Annotated in this window: 13 protein-coding genes and 4 pseudogenes; 6 read left to right on the top strand and 11 right to left on the bottom strand. The window is 60.2% G+C overall.

Annotated features, from left to right (window positions below; translation table 11 throughout):
* Positions 1–531: 531 nt before the first annotated feature.
* The 9 genes and pseudogenes from NKJ12_RS28075 to NKJ12_RS28035 all read right to left on the bottom strand — a co-directional run bounded on the left by NKJ12_RS28075 (position 532) and on the right by NKJ12_RS28035 (position 6623).
* The gene (locus NKJ12_RS28075) at positions 532–1563 is read right to left on the bottom strand and encodes an IS110 family RNA-guided transposase (RefSeq protein WP_352706562.1); all 1032 of its coding nucleotides are present in this window, start codon (positions 1561–1563) and stop codon (positions 532–534) included.
* A gap of 308 nt (positions 1564–1871) precedes the next feature.
* Positions 1872–2901 (bottom strand): annotated as a pseudogene (locus NKJ12_RS28070) (IS110 family RNA-guided transposase).
* Between the two features lie 277 nt (positions 2902–3178).
* Positions 3179–3362, bottom strand: a pseudogene (locus NKJ12_RS28065) (IS66 family transposase); the annotation flags it as partial.
* A gap of 82 nt (positions 3363–3444) precedes the next feature.
* A complete protein-coding gene (locus tag NKJ12_RS28060) occupies positions 3445–3990 on the bottom strand; it encodes a VOC family protein (RefSeq protein WP_352706559.1) in 546 nt (181 codons plus the stop codon).
* 250 nt (positions 3991–4240) lie between these two features.
* Entirely contained in the window at positions 4241–4504 is a 264-nt protein-coding gene (locus tag NKJ12_RS28055; protein WP_352706557.1) for a helix-turn-helix domain-containing protein, read from the bottom strand.
* Between the two features lie 152 nt (positions 4505–4656).
* Positions 4657–5073: pseudogene (locus NKJ12_RS28050) on the bottom strand (DUF1403 family protein); the annotation flags it as partial.
* Between the two features lie 25 nt (positions 5074–5098).
* The gene (locus NKJ12_RS28045; protein WP_352706556.1) at positions 5099–5500 is read right to left on the bottom strand and encodes a DUF1403 family protein; all 402 of its coding nucleotides are present in this window, start codon (positions 5498–5500) and stop codon (positions 5099–5101) included.
* 243 nt (positions 5501–5743) lie between these two features.
* Positions 5744–6337 (bottom strand): type II toxin-antitoxin system VapC family toxin, encoded by a 594-nt coding sequence (locus NKJ12_RS28040; protein ID WP_352706553.1) that lies wholly within the window; start codon positions 6335–6337, stop codon positions 5744–5746.
* Positions 6327–6623, bottom strand: coding sequence for a hypothetical protein (locus NKJ12_RS28035; RefSeq protein WP_352468047.1), 297 nt, complete (start codon positions 6621–6623; stop codon positions 6327–6329). Before NKJ12_RS28035 ends, NKJ12_RS28040 begins: the two co-directional genes overlap by 11 nt.
* Positions 6624–6898: 275 nt before the next feature.
* On the opposite strand from NKJ12_RS28035, the gene NKJ12_RS28030 reads away from it, so the two are divergent.
* The 5 genes from NKJ12_RS28030 (at position 6899) to NKJ12_RS28010 (ending at position 13020) form a co-directional block, all read left to right on the top strand.
* Entirely contained in the window at positions 6899–8029 is a 1131-nt protein-coding gene (locus NKJ12_RS28030) for a site-specific integrase (protein ID WP_352706551.1), read from the top strand.
* Between the two features lie 999 nt (positions 8030–9028).
* Positions 9029–10210: a plasmid partitioning protein RepA gene (gene repA, locus NKJ12_RS28025; RefSeq protein ID WP_024927411.1), complete on the top strand. Its 1182-nt coding sequence runs from the start codon at positions 9029–9031 to the stop codon at positions 10208–10210.
* Positions 10207–11241: a plasmid partitioning protein RepB gene (gene repB / locus NKJ12_RS28020; protein WP_352706549.1), complete on the top strand. Its 1035-nt coding sequence runs from the start codon at positions 10207–10209 to the stop codon at positions 11239–11241. The genes repA and repB overlap by 4 nt, the downstream gene beginning before the upstream one ends.
* 154 nt (positions 11242–11395) lie before the next feature.
* A complete protein-coding gene (repC, locus tag NKJ12_RS28015) occupies positions 11396–12745 on the top strand; it encodes a plasmid replication protein RepC (RefSeq protein WP_352706547.1) in 1350 nt (449 codons plus the stop codon).
* Positions 12742–13020, top strand: coding sequence for a hypothetical protein (locus NKJ12_RS28010; protein WP_352706546.1), 279 nt, complete (start codon positions 12742–12744; stop codon positions 13018–13020). The genes repC and NKJ12_RS28010 overlap by 4 nt, the downstream gene beginning before the upstream one ends.
* A 38-nt stretch (positions 13021–13058) precedes the next feature.
* Here NKJ12_RS28010 and NKJ12_RS28005 read toward each other — a convergent pair.
* Positions 13059–13986: pseudogene (locus NKJ12_RS28005) on the bottom strand (recombinase family protein).
* Positions 13987–14437: 451 nt separating this feature from the next.
* Positions 14438–15649, bottom strand: coding sequence for a site-specific integrase (locus NKJ12_RS28000; RefSeq protein WP_352706544.1), 1212 nt, complete (start codon positions 15647–15649; stop codon positions 14438–14440).
* Positions 15650–15774: 125 nt separating this feature from the next.
* Here NKJ12_RS28000 and NKJ12_RS27995 point away from each other — a divergent pair, with 125 nt between their 5' ends.
* Entirely contained in the window at positions 15775–16791 is a 1017-nt protein-coding gene (locus tag NKJ12_RS27995; protein WP_352706542.1) for a DUF1403 family protein, read from the top strand.
* Positions 16792–16796: the final 5 nt, after the last annotated feature.

Here is a 16796-nt window from a genome sequence, read left to right as displayed (position 1 = left end):
AGTGTCCGACATTGTCGGACATTGGACGCAAGCATCTGAGGAAGGCTCGAGTTTGTCGCGCGCGTGCGGGTTGTCGGACAGGACGCTGCCAGGTTCAGGCCAGAAGCTCTAAAGGCGATACCGTGGCGATCCGGGCGGTGGAGGTACGCTGCGTCTTCGCGATTGCTCAACGCGCGCCACGGCGTAACAGAAACGGCCGAGGATAATCGCCGCTGGATGAAAGTTCAGTGGCATGTATGGACGTATATGGACCCCGCCCGATTGCAACAGGTCGGCTAGATCAAGATCGTCGGTCACAACTGCTGACGTATATCCGGCTTCCTGATGCGGCTGGACAACGTCGTCGCCGCGAGCCCCGATGGATTTTCGCGGGCTTCCACCTCATCGGCCCCTAGACATTGGCCGAAGCCAAGCCGGTCCACACACCAGGTTCGGGAAGCGACGGAATGACCGTTTCACCATCTCCTACCATTTTGCTGCAATTGCTGGGGTGAGACCTCCTTCTGTTATTCCTTCGTTTGCCGCTTCGCCTTAAGCTGCTTTCACCGATGGTGCGTGCTCGTAGACTGTGCCGCCCGAGAGCATGGCCCACACGATCCTCGCATTCTTGTTGGCGAGCGCGACAGCCGCGACATTGGGATGCCGCCTTTGCCGCAACTTACTAAGCCAAAGGCTTCGAGGATCCTGCTTGCCCGCTGCTTTGCCGAGCGCAGCGCGAGCGCCATGGATCATCAATGTGCGCAGATAGCGATCGCCGCGCTTGCTGATACCGAACAGGCGGGCTCGCCCTCCACTGGATCGTTGTTTCGGCACGAGACCGAGCCATGCCGCAAACTGGCGGCCGTTCTTGAAGCAAGTTCGATCACCTACGGCAGCGATCAAGGCTGTCGCGGTCACAGGGCCGATACCTTCGATCTTTCCAAGCCGCTGACATAGTTCGCTGTTGCGAAAGAGCTCCCGAACCCGCCGATCATAAGATGCAATGCGTTGGTCCAGTTCGGCCAACTCCGTTTGCACTTCTCGGATCAGCACCCGCACCAATTCATTGAGACCATCGTCGCTGCCCCCCGTAATTTCAGCAAGGGCCCGGCGCAGCCGTGGGATGTCGCGGGCAATGACCACTCCATGCTCGGCTAGAAGTCCACGAACCTGATTAACGAGCTTGACCCGATCTGCAACCAGACGGCTGCGAATGCGATGAACCGCTTGAATCGCCAATTGATCGGCTAATTTCGGCGGAACAAAACGCATCGTCGGGCGGCCTACGGCTTCGCAAATCGCTTCAGCGTCATTCCGATCGTTCTTGTTGGACTTGACGTATGGCGTCACGAACTGAGGGCTGATCAGCCGAACCTCATGGCCGAGATCGGAAAGCACCCTTGCCCAATAATGCGCTCCGTTCGAGGCTTCCATGCCGACCAGACATCGTGGCAGATTGGCGAAGAAGGGGGCTACCGCATCGCGGCGTAGCGTTTTGCGCACGACGACTTTCCCGTGGCAGTCGACACCGTGAACCTCGAAGACGTATTTCGCTAGATCCAGGCCTATTCGAACGATCTGCATGACATCCTCCTTCGTTGCAGTTGGCGTTCGAGATTTCACCTCGCCTGGAGGGCGGGGTCCATACCATTGGCCTCCGCAGGCAAGGGCTTTCTGACGTTGCTGCCAGATTGGTCGGGTGCAGGCATGTATTCGGCCTTTGAGTGCGGCCTATTGTTGCCGCTGGCCCTGATGAAGTCCGCTGATCGGATCCCAGAAAGGTCAACGCGCTTTTAAGCGGCACCCACTGAGCGGGTTTGTCCGATCCCGGCTCGACCGTCCGTCATCACACCATCAGCGCCTCACCAATCTCGGCAATCCTTCTCGACTGCTCAAACGGCGGCCGAAGCCTCAAAGCGTCGTCCGGACATCATTAGCGCCCAAACGACCCGCGCCATTTTGTTCGCCAGGGCGACGGCGACGACGTTGTATGGCTTCTTCATCAGAAGATCGGCCGCCCAGCGAGTTGATGGCGCTTTTCCTGTTCGGCTGAAGCGGCGTACGGCATGGGCACCGACCACGAGAAGGCGGCGGAGATAAGGATCGCCCTGCTTGCTAATCCTGCCGAGACGGTCCTTGCCGCCCGATGAGTTCTGCCGCGGCACCAGACCTATCCAGGCCGCCAGCTGCCGGCCGGATTTGAAGAGCGCTACGTCTGTCACGGTTGCGGCGATAGCGCTTGCAGTGATCGGGCCGATTCCCGGAACTGTCTCCATGCGTCGGCTCAGTTCATTCGAGCGATGCCAGGCATGAATCTGGCGATCCATCTCGCTGACCTTCTCGTGCACTTCCCGCAATTGCCCGATCAGCGGAAGAAGCGCCGACTGCGCAAGCGGCGAGATGAGATCGTGATCATCATCTTCAACCAACGCGATCAGCATTCCGACGCCAGCAACACCCTGGCGGGTCACGATGCCGAACTCCGCCAGGTGGCCGCGCAAGGCGTTCACCAGCATTGTCCGTTGCCGGATCAAGAGCTCGCGGACCCGATGCAGCATCAGTACGCTCTGTTGCTCCTCGCTCTTCACCGGAACGAAGCGCATCGTCGGCCGGGCCACCGCCTCGCAGATCGCCTCGGCATCCGTCGCATCATTCTTCTGCCGCTTCACTTTACATATGGCTTGACGTAGGATGCAGGCATCAGCCGAACGTCGTGACCCAGTGACATAAGAACCCGAGCCCAGTGGTGCCCCGTCGCGCAAGCCTCGATGCCGATTAGGCACGGCGGCAATGCTTTGAAGAACCCAGCGACATCATCGCGGCGAAGCTTGCGACGGACAACGACAGCATCAGCGCCATTGACCCCGTGGACCTGAAACACCTGCTTGGCGATACCAGACCAATTGTGGTAATCTTCTCCATGGACGGCTCTCCCTCATGTGACTTTCGACAGCCACACTTTGGCACCGTCCACCACATCAGGTCACCGTCCCTGGCGCAGATCAGGTGACGCTTTCCTTTTCGTCCAGTTCGTTCGCCTCGACCTGTTCGGCTTCTTTAAGCCCGAGGAGAAGCTGATCTTCAGTAAGTGTTTCGGCGCGTCGGCCCGCTGGCGCTGCAATCCTCTGATGATCTGGCGCAGATAGGCATTTTCCGCTTCGCGCGAAAGCACCATCGCTTTGAGCGCATTCAGGTCACTCGGGGCGCAGGTGCAGGCGGCACGGCCGGTCCAGTCCGCGAGTGTCAAACGGTCGAGAGCGATGTCTCGCCGCTTGCAGATTTTTGGCAGTCTGTAGAGAGTGAGGTGATCGGCGCATTTGGAGACGGCGACTAGGCTAGGCTACGATCGCTTTTGTCGGAATGCCACCTTCGATCAGTCTTGCGGGACCCTGGTAGGCCGGCGGGCGCGCCTGAAGTCGGATCACCAGCATCGCTATAGAAACCGAGGGGACCACACCTCTTCGATCAGTATTTTCCAGCCTGCTCAAGTTGCTCGAAAAGCTCTTGTACGTTGTTTTCAAGAAATGCTTCCTCTCCGTTCCGATGGATGAGTTCAAAGCTTATCCCCGTATTAGGGCATCGAGAAGAGAATGCTTGTGTTAGGCCAGGTCCCTCAATAATGGTCGTGTCGAACGACAATCCCCGCGCTCTAAGCGTATTGACCGCCGCCGACACATCGTCGACAGCTAATGCAACATGAGCTAGACCTACCCCGTAATTTTGGACAAGTTGAGACACCTGCGACTCTGGCTCTGTGCCTTGGCAAAGTACAAAGCACATGTCGTTCCGAACCATGTCCGCACACACCATCCCAGTCTTCTTACCCTTTATATGCAAACGCCGCCTAAGCTTAAAGCCAAGGACATCTTGAAACAGGTGGATAGCGTCATCTAGTTTATGAACCGCCAAAGCTATGTGATCAATGCTGTGTAATCGAGGGTCATGATGGCCATTTGCCTCGATAGATACTTTCAGAGAGCCATCAGACGGCGAACCCACGGGATAAGTCATTTTTTTTGAGTCCTTCTGTTTAGGTGACGCAGCCAATTTAATGATCAAGCCATAAGCTTGCTAACAGCCTGATTACACATGAGTAGCCTCGCGTACGGGAATGGTCCATTTTTGCGTGGTCGTGGGACAATTTCTGCTCAGTGTGAGCGCGTTTGTCGATGACTTGCATTTAACATGCCAACGGAAAAAACAGGCGCTGGCGTCTGGAGCGGTTTCGCCGCTGACAGGGGGCAGGTCAAGCCGGTCAGGTTCACGCGCTTTGAAGCGGTGGGATCCCGATCGTCTGGTCAGGATCATGCGCGCGGAGCGCAAGGCATGATCGCCTCAGGAGTTGTCGTTTACGTGTCGTGCCACCAGATCCGGAGAGCATGAGGAACTGTGGGGCGGTTGGTGGCGGAGGCTCTCTGAACGGGCCGGAACGGATGCGGTGCTTCTTGATCTTGTTGTATAAGGTTTTGCGGGTAATGCCGAGCGCGGCGGCAGCTTTGCCGCGGTGAAGCTTGTTCCGGCGCAACGCGTCGATGACCCATTCTCTCTCCGAAAGGGTCGTGGTCCCTTTGGTTGCCGGTTTGGCTCCAAGAACCGGAAGGACCCGTTCCGCCGTGATAATGTCTGCAGCCGCTCGAACAGCCGCCGCGAACCGAACCGAGACAGGGTTTTGGTGGTCAGCGAGCCGGACATGGCATCGTCATCGAGCAGTCTTTTGACCACCTCCCCCGCCCCCTTGGCGCGCAACTTTGGCATCACCGCAGCAAGCGGCTCGGCGCGCTGCGAAAGTTCTGCGGCCAGCCGCAAGGCATCATCCGCGCCCTGGGCCAGCGCCAGGCACGCCGCCCTTTCAAATTCTTTTTGCTCCCCCGGCCGAATCCGCTTGGCGCGACCGTCACCGGTTCGGAAGGCTAGAGCAAAAGCCTGGGCCATCAGCAGCGGCACCGGCCGCGGCCAGCGCAGCTTTTGCGCCAGAACCAGATCGGCGCACCACCACGCCAGCAATTCCGCTCCCGGCGACAGGGCAACAACACGGCTGGCGGCTGCCGCAGCTGTAAACGGCGCCGGCCGGCCGGCGCGCATCACATCGTCAATCGCACCCGGGAGATCGGCAAAACCGTCATCCCAGCGCAGCCCGAACTGATCGACCTTCAGCCAGCCTCGCGACGTCGATCGCCGGCGGCCGCGATGCCAGCTGCCGCCACGCAGCCAAAATGTTCCCGGCGGGGCCGGGATCGCCGTCAGCAGGACGCAGATACCAGGCATTGCGTAGCGCGGCCTCATCCTCGGAGCGGCCGGCTAGGCGCACGGCGGCAACGGCGCATTTCAAGGCAAGCCGCTGCCGCCAGGCGCCGGCCCAGGAAGGCTGCGGCGCCCGTGCGAGGCTGTCGAGCGCGCCCAAGGCGGCGCCGGCCTGGAAGGCGGCGTCGGCGTCGCTCGGCCCGCCGCCGGCGGCAAGCGCCCAGGCCGGGACGGTCGGCGGCGAGGCGGGACTGGCGGTCGCGGGATCGAGGCGAATCATGATTTCGAGGGTAAAGCGCCGGTGCGCTTTGCGCTAGAATTTTCGCGCCAAAACGCACAGCCTGTCGGCGTGATAAAACGAACGATAATTGCATTATCGTTCGTTTTTGTCATTACGTTAGAAATGGCCGCTGTCGCCCGCGGTTCAACGGTCGCAGGAGAGTGTCAGCGACCTTTTTGAAGACTGGTGGTCATTAAAGGAGGTTGGACGATCACGGTGCACGGGCATCTGCCACAGACGCTTTCAACCCTGCGGGCGCAAGTCTGTCACCGGCCGGTAGAAGATCACACGCACCGACGGAACAAGCTGGTTGAGGTAATCGAAATCCCCAACATTGCCGGTCAGGACCGTCGCGCCCAGCAGACCGGCCTGGTGCAAGATCAGCGCATCGTTGAGGAAGCGGCGTTCATGGCCCTCCCCTTTCGGCAGACGGCTCAGCCGGAACAGCAGGCCGGCAAGCATGCCGGCGCGTCCCCAGGCGGTGGCGTCGGGTGCATGCAGCCGGTGCACTGGAATGTCTTCAATCGTGCCTGCAACCACTTTCAGGACCGACTTCGTCGTGGGGTGCGCTGGGTCGAGCCGGCCGAACAGGTGGCTGAGCTCGGCAAGGCAGACGGCCGAGTGCTGACAGAGCCTATAGATCAGAAGGTCATCGACCACTTTGGGCGTGCGCCCCTGAAGGACATCCAGATAGACGCTCGTGTCGAGAAGCAATGCACCGCCGACAGGCGGCTGGTCCCCTGCCCAGGACAGAGCGGAATCCGGCCGCCGTTCCAGCCCGCCGGCACGCCGCTGTGGTTTGAGGGAACGCAGTGCGCTCCCGAGATCAAACGCCAAGATCAATGTCTGCGGAGATGCTGCCCTTGCGGCGGACGAGCTGGGCGCCAAAATCGTCCTCGAGGGCCAGCCGCGACAAGGCGAGCTCCAGCAGCTCAGTGTCGGAGGTCACATGAGCGCGCTTCTTTGCCGCCTCGATCAATTCCGACGGCACCCTCCCGGAAAGGCGTGTGTTCTTGGCCGCGCCGAGAAGGCCGACCGCCCTCGCCTGCTCAAGCACCAGACGGTTCCGGGTGTGGGCGATCCGCTCCTCGCTTTCGGCTGCCGTTGCGCCACGTACGCTCATCCTGGATTCTCCTGTTGAACGAAACATAAGGGATGTTGAACATGAAGGCAAGGATCGGCACTGAGAAAGAGGGCTCTAGGAGGGTCAACACTGGATCGGACATGGTCCGTCGCCCGGTCATGCTATAGCACGACCCAGCGTGTGGTCGTACGCGACCGGCGCAAATCCCGGGAGCTATTGGTCAAGCACCTCGCGGTGGACAATTGGGCGCTTTGGTCGCACGTTGGGGCTCTCAGAATCGCACCACTGTGACATTCAAATGATCGAGAGTTTCGATGGGCAGTCCCCGCAATTTCATGACGCCCATCGACGCGGTCGACACCAGCGACCTGCCTGACATTGTCGACGTCGTCATGGAAATGGGGCACCCGGATGAGGCTCCCTCCCCTCCCACGCAGGTCCTCGACCCGCGACAAGCATCACTGCCTGCGCATCTCGAAAAGCTGGCCGACCGCGCGCGCGATTACGTCGAGGCGGCGAGTTCGGCAAACACCCGTCGCGCCTATGCCGCCGACTGGAAGCATTTTTGCGCCTGGTGCCGGCGCCAGGCGTTTGATCCGCTGCCGCCAGATCCACAAGTCGTCGGCCTCTACATCACGGCCCAGGCCTCAGGATCGGAACGGGACAAAAAGTCTGTGTCGACCATTGAGCGCCGCCTGTCGTCGCTGACCTGGAACTATACGCAACGCGGTCAACCGCTCGACCGGAAGGATCGGCATATCGCCACCGTGCTCGCCGGTATCCGCAATAAACACGCCTCCCCTCCCCGTCAAAAGGAAGCCATCCTGCGCGACGATCTTGTCGCCATGCTGGAAACGCTCGATCGTGGCACGCTGCGCGGTCTGCGCGGCCGCGCCATGTTGCTTTTGGGCTTCGCCGGCGGCCTGCGCCGCTCCGAAATCGTGGGCCTCGATGTTGCGCGCGATCAAACCGAGGACGGCTGCGGCTGGATTGAAGTTTTCCCGGACAAGGGCGTGCTGGTTACGCTGCGAGGCAAGACCGGCTGGCGCGAGGTCGAGATTGGCCGCGGCTCGTCCGATGCCACCTGCCCGGTCGTCGCCCTGCAGACCTGGCTGAAGCTGGCCCGCATCGCGCATGGCCCCCTCTTCCGCCGCGTCACGGGGCAGGGCAAAGCTGTGGGCGCCGAGCGGCTCAACGATCAGGAGGTGGCGCGGCTGGTCAAACGCGCGGCCTTGGCCGCCGGCGTGCGCGGTGATCTTTCCGAGGGCGAGCGCGGCCAAAAGTTTTCGGGCCACTCGCTGCGTGCCGGCCTCGCGTCCTCTGCCGAGGTTGACGAGCGCTACGTGCAGAAGCAGCTTGGTCACGCCTCGGCAGAGATGACACGCAAATACCAGCGCCGGCGCGATCGCTTCCGCGTCAATCTAACTAAGGCATCAGGATTGTAGAGTGCGGTACGCCCCCCAGCCGCAGGGGACTCTGGATGCGCCAATCCACCCCGGCGCCACAGATCCAACCGTCAAGTTGATGGGTTTCCAAGGTTTATTGGTGCGGCGCAAGCCTCCAACTTGAGGAGCTGTTCCCAGCTGGGAACTCAAAGTACGGGTTGTGCGAGAAGTTTGCTTCTCGATGAGTTCTCCAGGATCCTTCGCCGACACGTGGACTAGCCCCCGAGGGAAGTTGCCTGGCGACTGCAGGAGCCTCTTGCTCGACGCTGGAGGAAAGTGCGCGTGGACAGGGCGCCCACGTGCCAAACGGTGCTGATTGCTGTCAAATCGCATGGGACGCCTGGCGACAGATCCGAGCCGCTGAGTTGCCATTCGCGAGAGTCGCTCGGCCCGGAAGGAATGCCTCGTTGCAGGGTAGGGGCCGTGGGGCGTCTAACTTGTCAGCCTGGGGCGATCACCGAAGTGGCATCGGAAGCGGCGCGGCATGGCTGCATCACAAACACAACCCATCGTCTCCGACGCAAAGGATGGTGACTCCCCTAGGACTGCGCGAGCTCAGTGCCTCCTCCGTCACAACGGGAATTTCGCCGCCGCGCCAATGGGGGGTATCTCTCCATGCGCAGAAACCTACCGGCGCTTCTGTAGGTCGCTCGCCGCCGTACGCGGAAGCCAGAGGCCAACCGGTACACCAACGTCGACTACCTACGAGAACAAAACGGGCAACGGGGCTCCCCGTGCCCCCATGCTGCGTAACCACCTTCATAGCTGTCTTTTTCAATGCCTGATGCGCAACTTTGACGGCACAGGGAAGCCAGCGATAACGAAAAGTTCCCAGCTGGGAACTGCCCTGCGTCCATTTGCTCGAATTCTCCGAATCGGGCATACCTCCAGTAACGGAAAAACCGCGTAATTCGAAAAGTTGGCGTAGTTGGCGTGGCGTTAACAGCTTGTTAACCACAGTCGCTATCAATAGGCGCTGGGTGCAAGAGGAGAATCTGGGTGACGCGGCATCTAAGTAGCCTTCAGTTCATGAATACCTTTTCGACGAAACTCGAGAAGGCACTCAACAATCTTTCGCTGGCTCAGTATCCTCCTGATGCGATTCGTACGATGCGCAAATTCACTTCGACGGAAGTGGCAGCATTGCTAGGAGTGACCGAAGCTTACATACGGCAGGTCTCCTTAAAAGGGCAGGGACCTGAGCCAGAGACAACGACCACCGGAAAGCGCCTATATTCTGTGGAGCAGGTGCTGGACCTTCGGATGCACTTGGCGGAAAAGGCACGGAAGAAATGGATCAATCCTCGTCGTGTTAAAGGCGAGGATTGCCAGATCATCGCGATCACGAACTTCAAAGGTGGATCGTCCAAGACAGCGACCACTATTCACTTGGGTCATTGGTTGGCACTACGTGGATATCGCGTTCTCGCAGTCGACATGGATCCCCAGGCGTCGTTAACAAGTCTGCAAGGAGCGTTACCCGGATTTGACTACCGAGAAGGTGACACCCTTTACTCAGCGATTCGGTTTGACGATCCGGTGCCAACGGAAAAGATTATTCATCAGACGCATATCATCGGATTCGACGTCATCTGCGCCGGTCTTGAGCTGACAGAATTCGAAACGGCCGTCACCCTTGAGATGCGCAAGAGCGGTGGAACCAGTTTTCTGCTTCGAGTGTCACAGGCCCTCGAACAGATCGTCGATAGCTACGACATCGTTCTTCTCGACTGTGCGCCGTCACTCAATTTCCTGACACTTTCATCGCTCACTGCCGCTACCGGAGTCCTAATCCCAGTTCCAGCGCACATGCTCGATGTCGACTCCACAGGGAAGTTTTTGGAGCTGGCCGCATCTTATATGCAAATCCTGGATGAGGCTGGTGCAGGCGCACGTTGGGATTTCGCCAAATTCCTCATCACAAAGTTTGAGGCCAACGACCACCCGCAAGCCAACATGCAGGCCCTAATGCGCCAAGTGTTTGGCGAGGATTTACTTCTGAATTCAGTCTCCAAATCCACTGCGGTTGCGGACGCTCTCACTTGGAAGCAGAGCCTCTATGAAGTGCAACGATCGAGGTTTTCGGCACCTAAAACTTATGATCGTGCAATCGAATCGATCAATGCCGCGAACGCGGAAATAGAAAGCCTCATCACAATGGCATGGAGGCGAGAACAGTGAGCCGTAAAGATTCTAAGGGCATGTTTGCTGCTGTTTTGGGGCAACTCGGGGAGGACAATTCGGAGGAGGGCGTCAGCCGCCGCACGTCATCGCCGCACCTGATGAAGGTGGCGGCTGGTGTTCGCCAAATGCAAGAGCGTAGCGATATCGCGGACAAGTTACTGAAGTCAGGCGAACAGATCATTGAACTCGATCCCGACAAAATACGGCCGTCGTCTATCACCGATCGATATGATGACGCCTACGAGATTTCCGCCATTGCTGAGATCACTGAATCCATGCGGGAGCGCGGTCAAATTGTGCCTGGATTGGTTCGGCCAGTACAAGGCAAGGATGGCGAGTTTCAAATCGTCTATGGTCGCAGAAGATTAGCGGCAGCTAAGCAGCTTGGGATCGGATTCAAAGCGGCCGTCCGCGAGTTAACTGATGAACAAGCAGTCATTTTCCAAGGCGAAGAAAACACCGCTCGAGAGGATCTTTCATACATTGAGAAGTGCGCTTTTGCGCTTGCGCAGCAGGAAGCGGGATACAAACGGGACACCATCTGCGCTTCGCTGTCGACAGGAAAATCGCATGTGTCCGAGATGATCAAAATCGCCTCATCGGTCGACAAGGAGATACTGCAATCGATTGGTAAAGCTCCCGGGATTGGTCGAGGACGATGGCAGGAATTCTCGAACCGCTATTCCATAGACGGCTCACCCGCAAAAGCTTTCGATCTTGTTCGCAAAAACAAATTCCGCGAGGCAACGTCCGACGACAGATTCATTATTCTGCTTGAGACGCTTCCATCGGATCATAATGCGATCAAAGAACCTGCGGGTCCGGCCAAGCCATCAAAGCCCAAGATTGCTATGAAATCCTGGGCTGCTCCAGACAAAACAGTCAGCGTCAGCCTCAAAGACAACGGAAAAACTACCATGATTGCCGTGGGAGAGGCTGAAGGATCGCGTTTCGCAGCGTTTATCGCCGGACAACTGGACGACCTGTTTGAGGCCTTTCGGAAGTCCATCACGAAACAAGGAGTCTGAAACCGCAAAAGAAAAAGGCCCCCGAACGGCAAGCCGTGGAAGCCTCTCTCTGAACTAAGCACTCTGAGAATCGCATCTCCACGAATCACTGTCAAGAGTCATTGGCGTCGTTTTGGCGAGCAGGTTTCTTTTGCCTAATCGAGGGTGAAAGAAAATGGAGACGACTATTGCAACGACGCCCTTTGGGCGGCGGCCGATGACGCTTGGCATGATTTCAAGCCAGGTCACCGCAAGGGCGGTGCCGAAGGACGCGACTGTTCACAAATGGCATGTCTTCCAGGATATCAAGGACGCCAGGATCGCTCTGGGGGCCACAGATCGCGCTTTGGCCATTCTCGACGCACTGTTGTCGTTCCATCCGGACACGGCGCTTTATGGCGACGGCGAGCTGATCGTCTGGCCATCCAACGAACAGCTGATCCGCCGCGCCAACGGAATGCCCCCAACGACCTTACGGCGGCACTTGGCCGTCTTGGTCGAGTGTGGATTGATCATCCGTCGGGACAGCCCAAACGGCAAGCGCTTCGCCCGGAAAGGGCGGGGGGGCGAGATCGAGCAAGCCTATGGCTTCGACATCTCGCCGATCGTCGCGCGCGCCGAGGAATTCAAGGAGCTGGCGGAAGCGGTCAGATACGAGAAGAAGGCCTTTCGTCTCGTTAAGGAGCGGCTAACCATATGCCGGCGTGACATCGTCAAGATGATCGACGCCGGGATTGAGGAGGGCGTGCCGGCGAATTGGGGCAGGGTCCAGCAGGCCTACCAGGCGATTGTCGGCCAGATACCACGCACCGCACCCAGACAGACCTTCGAAGCGATTGCCGAGGAGCTTGAAGGCCTTTGGGCTGAAGTGCGTGAAGCATTGGAATCATTTGTAAAAACACAGAAAATGGACGCCAATGAGTCCCGAAATGGACGCCACATACAGAATTCAAAACCAGACTCTAAACTTGAATCTGAAAGTGGCTTAGGAAATATAGATGAAGCGGGCGGCAACGTTGCGGACACCGACAACGTACGGAGCCTGCCGAAGCGCGAGCTGCCGCTAGGGATCGTGCTGGATGCCTGCCCGAACATGCTTTGGCTGGTAAAGGGCGGCGGCGGCATCCGCAATTCGCGTGAATTTCTGGCCGCGGCCGAGGTTGCCCGGCCGACCATGGGCATCAGCCCGAGCGCCTGGGAGGAAGCGCGAACGGCAATGGGTGAGCAGCAGGCGGCGATTACCATTGCTGCGATCTACCAGCGACAGGACCAGATCAACAGCGCCGGCGGATATTTGCGCAGCTTGACGGACCGGGCAAAGACCGGAAAGTTCTCGGTCTGGCCGATGGTGATGGCTTTGTTGCGGGCCAAGCTTGACGCGTCGAAGACGGTCGGAACCGGTTCAGGAACTGAAGCCGCTGCCGTCGATTTGGAGACGGCAGGCAAGGTTGTGCGCACCGAATCCCGGTTGGAAATCAGCGATGCCTTGCGACGCAGCCTCGACAGACCGGGGCGCGGATCATGATGAGGAGGGCGGGTTTTGATCCGCTCTATAAGCTTGAACGATCGCTGCAGCGCTTGTCGGGACGAGCGTCTTATGAGAGCATCGAAGGCATGAAGAACGAACACGACCGGGAACCGACGCCCGATGAAACCGCCGGAATGGTGTGGTGGAACTCACTTGCGGAATCCGATCGTGCGGCTTGGCTGGCGCGGGCTGACAGCGCGGTTCCAGCTGATGCCTGGGCCGTGTACAAGCGGCTCGGGGATCTTGAGCGTCAGCCACGGACCGTAAACTGAGGACCATTCTGTAACGGGATGACGTCCTTGTCCCTCGGTCAGCTCGCGGGTAGTTCGGCGACGAGACCAAGCCGGCGGGCTCGATCAAGCAGGTTCTTGACTGATGAGGCCGACCATTTAGCGCTCCCTCGTGGGGTTCGCTCATGCAGGCGCTCGAGCTGGCCAGCGATGTCGCGTAGCGATAGGTCTGGGTTGGACTGATCCCTGCCACAAGGGTCATCAGGCGATCTTCGGGAGGCTGAGGAGACGCCCTCTTTAGCAGGGTGGATCCGGCCAGGTGCTCGGTGACGAGCCACCTCACTGCCCGCCGCAGTCGTTCAGGCGTCCAGTCGAGGCCGCGCTGCTTCAGGACCCGAGCGATATCGTCCCAGTTGTGATCTGGTCGCATCCGGCGGACTGTCGGAAGCCACTGGTTCATCGTTGATTGTAGCCGTCGGCCATAGGCTGCCTTTTGCACCGCAGTCATCTTCGCCAGGGCTTCGGGCTTGCGCTCCCGGATACCAGGATTGCCAGGCAGCCGCCCCTTCGCTCGTGCGGCGATGATGCCGGCCTTGGTCCGCTCCGAAATCAGCGCACGCTCGAGCTGGGCAACGGCGCCGAGTACCTGTAGCGAAAACATGCCCTGTGGCGTCGACGTGTCGATTGGATCTCGGAGAGATCGGAAATGCGCGCCCTTCTCAGTCAGATCCTCGATCACCTGAAGAAGATGGCTGACCGAGCGCGCAAGGCGATCGAGACGCACAACGACCAGGACATCGCCGGCGCCGATATCGCTGATCAACCGCAATAGGCAGGGCGAGCTCTTGACGCACCGGATCCATGTTCCTGAACGACGACGTCGCAGCCGGCCGACCGCAGCTCAATCTCCTGCGCCTCCGTCGCTTGTTCGTCCGTCGACACGCGCGCGTAGCCGATTTGCCGGCCCTTTGGTCGACCGGAGCGTCGATCTTGCGCTTCACGGCCCATTTGCGGCGTCTCTCAGCATTGGGAAGGGCGCTTGTACAAACGCCGAAGATATCAATAAACGATCGTTTGTAAACGTTTCTAGTGACCCTTTTGCGTAGCTCCTACGGCTTCGATGAGCCTGAAAATCAACGTTTTCTAGCCTCCTGACCGCTCCAGGGCGTGGTGCTGTACAGTCCCGATATGAGGTCATTATCGATAGTGATTTTTCTCCCTGAAGAAGCACGATGTAAGTCCAGCGATACCCTCACTAGCTTGACCAACGCGAATCAGCCATCATGACAACAATGGCTTACACGCTCGACAAACTGCCCCTGGAAACCCTGATCGGGCCGGTTGCCCGCGCGACCGCGGTTGTCGGTTTTACTTCCCGATTTCAATTGAAGCGCTAAGGTGAAAATCCCACCCTGCCGGGCCGCTATTCGACGGCCGAAAACGGGGGGAGGGGGCTTTGCTACAGTCCCGACGCCTTGGTGAGATTGACGCGAAAGCGATCGCGCCGGCGCTGATACTTGCGGGTCATCTCCGCGCTGGTGTGACCAAGCTGCTTCTGGACGTATCGCTCGTCGACCTCGGCAGAGGACGCCAGGCCGGCGCGCAGCGAATGGCCGGCAAACATCATTCCGCGTTCGCCTTCGGGCAGATCGCCGCGCACGCCCGCTGCCAGCGCGGTCCGCTTGACGAGGCGGGCGACCTCCTGGTCGTTGAGCCGATCGGCGCCGACGGCCTTGCCCTGGCCGGTGACACGCCGGAACAGGGGACCGTGCGCGATGCGCGCCAGCTTGAGCCAGGTCTGCAGCGCCACCACAGGGCAGGTTGTGTCGGACGAGCCTCGCCCGATTTCGACCTCGCCCCAGCCGGTCTTGCCGCGCAGGCGCAACAGCATGCCCTTGTCGAGGATTTCGATCCAGCCGGAAGAATCCTCGGTCTGGTCGCGGCCGCAATCCAGGCCGACAACCTCGGAACGGCGCAGGCCGCCGGCAAAGCCGAGCAGCAGCATGGCCCGGTCGCGCAGGCCGCGCAGGGTGCCTCGCTCGAGCGTTTCCAGCATGGCGATCAGATCCTCGGGCATCACCGCCTCCTTCTGCCGGGGCGGGGCGGCGTGCTTGTTGCGGATGCCGGCCATGACCGTGGCGATATGGCGGTCTTTTCTGTCCAGCGGCTGGCCACGCTGAGAAAAATTCCAGGTCAGCGAGGAGAGCCTGCGTTCGATCGTCGAGACGGAATTGGGTTTCTTGTCGCCGGTCGCCTTTCCGGAGGCGCATGCGGTGATGTAGAGCCCGACAACCTGGGGATCGGGCGGAAACATCTCGACGCCTTGGCGCCGGCACCAGCTCGCAAACTGCTTCCAGTCCGAGGCGTAGGCGCGGCGGGTATTGGCCGAGCTCGCCGCTTCGACATAATCGCGGGCGCGATCGGCCAGCGCGTCGAGATGCGCCGGCAGGCGAGGATTGGCGACGGCCGGAAGAGGGGAGGGGGCTTCGGCCGGCGGTTCTTCCGGCGTTGCGCCCATCTCCATGACGACGTCGATGATGTCCGGCAGGTCGCCATCGGTCTCGGCCGACACCTGCGCGGTCGAAACATGATCCGCCGACCCTGCACTGTGGGACGGTCCGGAAGGTCGCTCGGCGTGATTTTCGGGCTTCTGCTCGATGAAAACGGTCATTCCTTATATAAAGACGAAAACGACGGATAAGGCAACATTATCGTTCGTTTTAAGCACACGACAGGCACAGCGCTTATTGTCCATTTTTGTTGTCAAAAGCGCCGCCGTGATTCATCGTACTTTCGATGATTCTGCGCCCCAAACCCCCTCCGCGCCACGACGCCACGCTTGGCCGTGCCCCTTCAACCGCGCCGATGGCAATGGTGCCGGCCTGGCTGCGCCGGGCGGTTCCCGATGCGCAAAGCCTTGCGGGAAAAGGCGTTGAGGACGTCGCGCTCGCCGCCGGCGCCACCATCGGCGCGCTCGATGCGGTGGTCCGCCGGCAGGAGCGATGGGCCGGCGCCTGGCGGCAGCGCCTGGCGCTTTCGGCGGCCGCTGCAACGGCGAAGCAGGCCGGCCGCGTCGAGGATGAAAGCTCGCTGCGCGATGCCGTGGTGCTCACGCGGCCGGGCGACAATGTCGGGCCCGCCGGTCTTTTGCTCCTCGCCTGGCGTCGGCTGGCGACCCGGCCCGCGGAGGGGCTGCTGGAGGAGAAAAGCCTTGTCGCGGTGCTGGCAGAGTTCGGCTATGCCCGCGACGACGAGGCGGTCCGCGATCTGACGGACGATCTTCGGCAACTCGCCGCCAGGGACGGGACGCTGGGAATGACGACCGGCGCCATCGCGATCGCCGAACGCCACGGCTTTGCGCACGCCCTTGGCGCCTGGCTCGCCGACGCCCTGCTGGCGCAACGGACGGGTTGGGCATATGCGGTGCCGCTGCTGGGGGCCGATGCGGGCTTGGGCGCAAGCGCGCGCCCGCGTCGATCGGCAGCCGGCTCGGTGGCGACAAACATTGAGACAAGCCCTGAGCGTGCGAAAGGGCTGCTTGCCGCGCAGGCACGCGCTGCGTTGCGCGCCATTGATCTTTCCGCCGAGCTCGAGCGCCGCGCGGACCGGCTGCTTGCCGTCACGCCGAAGCTTAGAGCCAAAGCAGCGGACGCTGTTGTCGACAAGCTCCTGTCGGACGACGCCATTGTGGCGTCGGCAAAGATTGCCGGCATGAGCGACCGCAGCCTGCGCCGCTTGTTCGAGCGGCTGGTCGAACTCGGCGCCGTGCGTGAACTGTCCGGCCGCCCGACTTTCCGCATCTACGGGCTGTGACGGCG

It is taken from the genome of Mesorhizobium sp. M0195 (assembly GCF_040322115.1).
Taxonomy (GTDB): domain Bacteria; phylum Pseudomonadota; class Alphaproteobacteria; order Rhizobiales; family Rhizobiaceae; genus Mesorhizobium.
The sequence above is the reverse complement of the archived record's forward strand: the minus strand, read 5'-3'. Positions and strand labels throughout refer to the sequence as shown.

What these genes read in the sequence shown, in the direction of transcription:
- NKJ12_RS28075 (WP_352706562.1), bottom strand. Translation starts at nt 1,563, where the DNA reads ATGCAGATCGTTCGAATAGGCCTGGATCTAGCGAAATACGTCTTCGAG.
- NKJ12_RS28060 (WP_352706559.1), bottom strand. Translation starts at nt 3,990, where the DNA reads ATGACTTATCCCGTGGGTTCGCCGTCTGATGGCTCTCTGAAAGTATCT.
- NKJ12_RS28045 (WP_352706556.1), bottom strand. Translation starts at nt 5,500, where the DNA reads ATGATTCGCCTCGATCCCGCGACCGCCAGTCCCGCCTCGCCGCCGACC.
- NKJ12_RS28035 (WP_352468047.1), bottom strand. Translation starts at nt 6,623, where the DNA reads ATGAGCGTACGTGGCGCAACGGCAGCCGAAAGCGAGGAGCGGATCGCC.
- NKJ12_RS28030 (WP_352706551.1), top strand. Translation starts at nt 6,899, where the DNA reads ATGGGCAGTCCCCGCAATTTCATGACGCCCATCGACGCGGTCGACACC.
- repC (WP_352706547.1), top strand. Translation starts at nt 11,396, where the DNA reads ATGGAGACGACTATTGCAACGACGCCCTTTGGGCGGCGGCCGATGACG.
- NKJ12_RS28010 (WP_352706546.1), top strand. Translation starts at nt 12,742, where the DNA reads ATGATGAGGAGGGCGGGTTTTGATCCGCTCTATAAGCTTGAACGATCG.
- NKJ12_RS28000 (WP_352706544.1), bottom strand. Translation starts at nt 15,649, where the DNA reads ATGACCGTTTTCATCGAGCAGAAGCCCGAAAATCACGCCGAGCGACCT.
- NKJ12_RS27995 (WP_352706542.1), top strand. Translation starts at nt 15,775, where the DNA reads ATGATTCTGCGCCCCAAACCCCCTCCGCGCCACGACGCCACGCTTGGC.